Source organism: Intrasporangium sp. (genome assembly GCF_039812505.1).
Classification (GTDB): domain Bacteria; phylum Actinomycetota; class Actinomycetes; order Actinomycetales; family Dermatophilaceae; genus Intrasporangium_A.
This window is the reverse complement of sequence record NZ_JBDIAQ010000195.1, coordinates 1-5,424: the sequence shown is the minus strand read 5'-3', so window position 1 is coordinate 5,424 and position 5,424 is coordinate 1. Positions and strand designations below refer to the sequence as shown.

Genomic DNA, 5,424 nt, shown 5'->3' with positions numbered 1-5,424 from the left:
CTTCTTCTCCCGCGAGCGCAACGCGGCCCCGGTCCTGCCGAGCGACCCGTTCCGGTGGCAGCGCATCGTCGCCCGCGGACGGGCTCCCGACACGCCGTGGACCCGCTACCTGCTCGTCGCCGCGGCCCTGCTCGTCGTCGCCGGAGCCCTCGGGTGGGGGCTGCTACGGACCGGGCCGACCCCGGGGCCGTCCACCCCGGCATCCTCCTCGGCCCTGGCGCCGTCACCGACGCGCACCACGTCCCCCGGGCCTTCCGTGCCGCCCACCACCGCGCCCACCCCGCCCGGCACCCTGCTCGCCACCTCGCCCGCCACGACGGGCCAGGTGCCGGCGGCCCTCCCGGTGCCGGCCTCCTTCCGGGTGCGCTCGGTGACCACCGCCGACGACCGGCACCTCTACGCGCTGGGTGTGCTCGCCTGCCCCGGTGGGACGTGCCCGGCCCTGGCGGCCTCCGACGACAACGGGCGCACCTGGCGCCTGCGGCACACCTTCGCTGCCTCGGCGAGCCCGGCAACCTCGACCGGCGCGGTGCTCGGCGCGCCGGAGGGGGGCGGCCGGCTCGGCTCCGTCCGGTTCGCGAACCCGAGCATCGGCTGGGTCTTCGGCGGAGCGGTGCTGCGAACGACCGACGGAGGACGCACGTGGCAGCCCTACGACCACCGCGGTGGGGACGTCATCGACCTCGAGACCGACGGGACGGACGTCGTGCTGACCACCGCCCCCCGATGTTCCGACGGGACCTGCCACGGCGCGATCACGGTCAGCCGGGCTCCGGTCGGCGCCGCCGCCGCGACCGACGTCGTGGGCACCATCGACGGCGCCGCCGGCGTGACCGGCGCCGTGGTCGCGTGGCACGCCGGTGTCGCCTACATCTCCCCGACCGTGCGGCCGCGTCCGGGCGGGCTACCGCCGGGCCCGGTCGTGGTGCGGCCCGACGGTCTGCACGCGGTCGGTCCGCAGGCGTGCGGCCGCGGTCAGGGCGTGCAGCTCGTCGCCCCTGCCGCCGGACCCGTCATCTTCGCCGTCTGCGCATCGAGCGGTGCCGCCGGGCACGTGGGGTACGCCGTGCAGGCGAGCACCGACCGAGGGGCGACGTGGGCCCTCGTCAGCACCGACCGGCTCGTCCTGGTGGACGCGGGACCGACGGCCTTCGCGGCGGCGGACGGGTCGAGCCTGCTGGCCGTATCCGGCGGGAGCCGCGACCTGCACGGGTCGATGCGGCGCAGCACCGACGGCGGAGCCACCTGGGCCTCCCCGGGCCGGCCGCCCGCCCTGCCGTCGCAGGGGTGGGCCTGGGTCGGCGCACCGGGCGGCTCGGTCTACTACGCGCTCTCCGCGGACCCGGAAGGGGGCTACTGGAAGAGCATCGACCGGGGGCAGACCTGGTACGCGGTACGGGTCGCGGGGTCCTGACGCGAGCTCAACGCACCTTCGCGCGGTTCGGGCGCAGCCGGAGCGCCACGAGGGCCTGCGCGATCCCCACGAAACCGAGGATCGGCCAGGTGAGGGTCAGGTTCCCGACCCGGTCGCGGACCGCGCCCATGGCCAGCGGGCCGAACGAGGCGAGCAGGTAGCACACGAGGAAGCCCATCCCGCTCAGGCGAGCGGTCGCGGAGGGGGTCCGCGCGTAGTGCACGAGCAGGACCAGCCCGAGCGAGAACGCGGCTCCCTGGCCGAGTCCCAGCACGAAGGCCCAGACCCAGGGGGCGGCGAGCGGGGCCAGGTAGATCCCGAAGCTGCCGACGATCCCGAGCGCGGCCGAGACCAGCAGCAGCACCCGCATGTCCCGCACCCGGTCGCTCAGGGCCGGTCCCAGCAGGCCGGAGACGATCTGCGCAGCGGTGAAGGCGGCCAGCAGGTAGCCCGCGGCGGTCTTGGACCAACCGTGCTCGACATAGCTCGGCGCCAGCCAGGCGACGCTCGAGTAGAAGCACCACGACTGGAGCGCGAGGTAGATCGCGACCGTCCACGCCGTCAGGCTCCGCCACGGCAGACCGCCGTGCGGCCCCTCGCCACGCACGTGCCGGGCACGGACCCGCACGGTGAACGGCGCCCAGACCAGCACCCCGAGCAGGGCCAGCACGGCCCACGCGCCGAGCGAGGCCTGCCAGGACCCGAGGCGCTCGGCCAGCGGGACCGCCACCGCCGAGGCCAGCGTCGCCCCGCCGAGCATCCCCGCCATGTAGAGGCCGGTGACCAGGCCCATCCGCTGCGGCGGGAAGAAGATCTTGACCAGCTGGGGCAGCAGCGTGCTGGCGACCGCGATGCCGACGCCGGCGACGAAGGTCCCGAGGTAGAGCAGCGCCACGTTGTCGCCGAGCCCGCGGGCGATCGTGCCTAGCAGGATCCCCACCGCCGAGCAGAGCACCACCACCGCGGCGCCGGCCCGCTCGGCCAGCCGCCCCGCGAGGGGCGCGAAGAGCCCCATGCACAGGACGGGCAGCGCGGTCAGCACGCCGGCCATCGCATGGCTGAGACCGAGGTCGGCCGAGATCGTGTCGATGAGCGGAGGGACACTGGTGATCGCCACGCGGAGGTTGACGGCCACGGCGAGGAGGGCCACCACCATGGTCCAGAAGGACGGCAGCGGGCGCGGCTGGCCCGGGTGCCTCGTCGGCTCGGGCAGGTAGGCCACCTTCAGACTGTAGTCGTGTCGATGAGCAGGTCGGCGCGGTGCCGTGTCCCGTCGCGCTCGAACAGCTCCTGTTCCTGGGCGGCCCAGCGCTCCCAGTGCGGGGCGTACGCGTCACCGTCGCGGGCCAGGCCACGAGCCCGCCGCAGCGCCGGGGAGGCGTCGAGGAAGACTCGCACAGCGGCATACGCCCCCGCGGGCAGGACGCTGGAACCGCACCCGTCCACGACGAGGAACGGTGCCGGGACCACGGGGTGCTCCTCGGCCCACGCGCCGCGCTGCCAGTCCCACCGGCGGTATGCCGCCGAGCGTCCTTCCGAGAGGGGGTGCAGCACGTGCGTGGCGAGGATGTCCACGGAGCGGGCCAGTCCGTCCCAGCCCGGGTAGATGAGGTCGAGGTGGACGAGCTGGGCCCCGAGGGCGCCGGCCACTGCCGCGGCGAGGGTGGTCTTGCCCGAGCCGCTGTGGCCGTCGACGGCGACGACGACCGTCGCGCCGCACCGCGGTTCGGCGCGACGGGCCAGGCTCACCACGGTGGCCACCTGGACCGGGTCGGCCGGTGCCGTGAGCTGGTCCCACATGCTCGTGACCCTACCCAGCGCCTACCCTGACGCCATGACCGTGGCCACGCGAGTGATCCCCTGCCTCGACGTCGACGCCGGGCGCGTGGTCAAGGGGGTCAACTTCATGAACCTGCGCGATGCCGGGGACCCGGTCGAGCTGGCCGAGCGCTACGGCGAACAGGGTGCCGACGAGCTGACCTTCCTCGACGTCACCGCGAGCAGCGGGGACCGCGAGACGACCTACGAGGTGGTGCGGCGCACGGCCGAGCGGGTGTTCATCCCGCTGACGGTGGGCGGCGGGGTGCGGACGGTCGGGGACGTCGACCGGCTGCTGCGCGCGGGCGCGGACAAGGTTGGCGTCAACACGGCGGCGATCGCCCGGCCGGAGCTCATCGCGGAGATCTCCGACCGCTTCGGGGCCCAGGTGCTCGTCCTCTCGGCGGATGTGCGTCGCCGCCGGCGGGCCGACGGGAGCCCGACCGGTGACTTCGTCATGACCACGCACGGCGGCCGTACCCCGGTCGATCTCGACGCGGTCGAGTGGTGCGCTCGGGCGGCCGAGCTCGGGGCGGGGGAGATCCTGCTCAACTCGATGGACGCCGACGGGACGAAGGACGGCTTCGACCTGGAGCTGATCCGGCTGGTGCGGGCCGCCGTGTCGGTCCCGGTCATCGCGTCCGGCGGCGCCGGGAGGGTCGAGCACTTCGCGCCCGCGGTCCGGGCCGGCGCCGACGCGGTGCTGGCGGCGAGCGTGTTCCACTTCGGTGAGCTCACCGTCGGCGAGGTCAAGGCGGCGCTGCGCGCGGCCGGGGTCGTCGTGCGCTGAGCCTGGCGACCCTGCTCGTGGGTCCGGGTCAGACGCCGAGCCGACCCGCCTGCAGGGCGGCGATGTCGCCGTCGTCCCCGGACAGCTCGACCTGCGCGACGCTGCGCCGGCCGAATGCGTAGAGCAGCAGCTCCGGGGGCCTGCCGCGCAGCACGACAGTGCCGCGTTCGTCGGGCAGGCGCGCGGCATGGCGTCCGAAGCCCTCGGCGACGAGGACCACCCCCGTGGGTGCCCGCCGGAACGCGAGGCGGCCGAAACGTCGCAGGTCGGCCCAGATGTGCTCCTCGAGCTCTGGGTCGAGTCGTCGCGCGGCCCAGCCCTCCTCGGCACGGAGGACGTCCTCGTGGTGGACGAAGAACTCGAGCAGGTTGGCGCGCTCGTCGACCGGCTGCCACGACATGGGGTTCCACCTCGGCGCGCCCTGACGGAGCTGCGCCACGAGCTGCTCGTAGTCGCCCCCGGCGATCCGGCGTATCTCGCGCTTGGCACGCGAGCCGACGAACGGGACGAACCTGCCCACCGCGAGATCCGGCCGGGAGTCGCGGATCACGAGGTGGGCCGCGAGGTTGCGGGTCTTCCATCCGGCGCAGAGGGTGGGAGCGTCGGGGCCGACCCGGTCGAGGTCGTCGGCGAGCAGGAGCCGTTCGGAGAGGGCGTCGCGGGTCATGGGCTCATCCTTGCAAAGGCTCGTCGCCGGGCTTGGGTCGCGCCACCTCTGGGTGTGGGCTCAGCTGGCTTGGTGCCACTGGTCGGGGTCGCTGAGGATGCGCAGCTCGAGGTGGGTCAGCTCGCGGATGCGGGCTCGGTCGGCCTCGACAGGGATGCTGCGGTGGCTTCTCGGGTGCTGTGGCAGCACGGGTGGGGCGCTGCTGGTATAGGTGTGCCCGGTGGGCGTGGTCAGCTCGATCGTGTGCGCCCGTCCGGCGCGACCGGCCGGCCCGGTGCGGCCAGCAGGCTCGGTGGGGTCGCTGCTGGTCGGTCCGGGGTCGGTGACGCGGGCGTGCCAGCCGGGCTGGTCCTTGACCAGGTTGCAGCGTACGCACAGGCCTTGCCCGTTGGTGGCGGTGGTGGGCCCCCCGGCGGCCCAGGGCTGGACGTGGTCCAGGTGCCGGATGGGAGCATCGCACCAAGGGGTGCGGCAGGTGCCGTCGCGGGCGATCAGGTAGCGCCGCAGCCCGGCGTCGAACCGGCGGCGGGTGGAGTCGAGCTGTACGAGGGTGCCGCTCACCGGGTGCGTGTAGAGCCGGCGCAGCCAGGTGTCGGCTCGGCGGGAGGTGCGTGCCGGTGGCACCAGCGGCATGGGTCGGCGGGGCGGGGCCGTGCCGGGAGGGCGTGGCGGGGGCGGTGCCGGCCGAGGCAGCCGGTCCGACTGCGAGGCGTGGTGCCCGCCGGTGTCATCGGG

General features: G+C 74.7%; 6 protein-coding genes. 2 read left to right on the top strand and 4 right to left on the bottom strand.

Translation table 11 applies throughout. From position 1 onward, the window contains the following. Positions 1–1,414 (top strand): sialidase family protein (locus tag WMI84_RS16645; protein ID WP_347354894.1); only part of this gene is annotated, 1,414 nt, incomplete at its 5' end. A 7-nt stretch (positions 1,415–1,421) separates the two neighbouring features. On the opposite strand, the gene WMI84_RS16640 is transcribed toward WMI84_RS16645, so the two are convergent. Beyond that, positions 1,422–2,636: an MFS transporter gene (locus WMI84_RS16640; protein ID WP_347354893.1), complete on the bottom strand. Its 1,215-nt coding sequence runs from the start codon at positions 2,634–2,636 to the stop codon at positions 1,422–1,424. 2 nt (positions 2,637–2,638) lie between these two features. Then, positions 2,639–3,214, bottom strand: coding sequence for a hypothetical protein (locus tag WMI84_RS16635; protein ID WP_347354892.1), 576 nt, complete (start codon positions 3,212–3,214; stop codon positions 2,639–2,641). Positions 3,215–3,248: 34 nt separating this feature from the next. Here WMI84_RS16635 and hisF point away from each other — a divergent pair, with 34 nt between their 5' ends. Further along, positions 3,249–4,022 (top strand): imidazole glycerol phosphate synthase subunit HisF, encoded by a 774-nt coding sequence (gene hisF, locus WMI84_RS16630; protein WP_347354891.1) that lies wholly within the window; start codon positions 3,249–3,251, stop codon positions 4,020–4,022. 28 nt (positions 4,023–4,050) lie between these two features. Here the strand turns inward: hisF and WMI84_RS16625 are convergent, their stop codons facing one another. Together WMI84_RS16625 and WMI84_RS16620 are read right to left on the bottom strand one after the other, a co-directional pair. Next, positions 4,051–4,689: a TIGR03085 family metal-binding protein gene (locus WMI84_RS16625; protein WP_347354890.1), complete on the bottom strand. Its 639-nt coding sequence runs from the start codon at positions 4,687–4,689 to the stop codon at positions 4,051–4,053. A 60-nt stretch (positions 4,690–4,749) separates the two neighbouring features. After that, positions 4,750–5,424 (bottom strand): HNH endonuclease signature motif containing protein (locus tag WMI84_RS16620; RefSeq protein ID WP_347354889.1); only part of this gene is annotated, 675 nt, incomplete at its 5' end.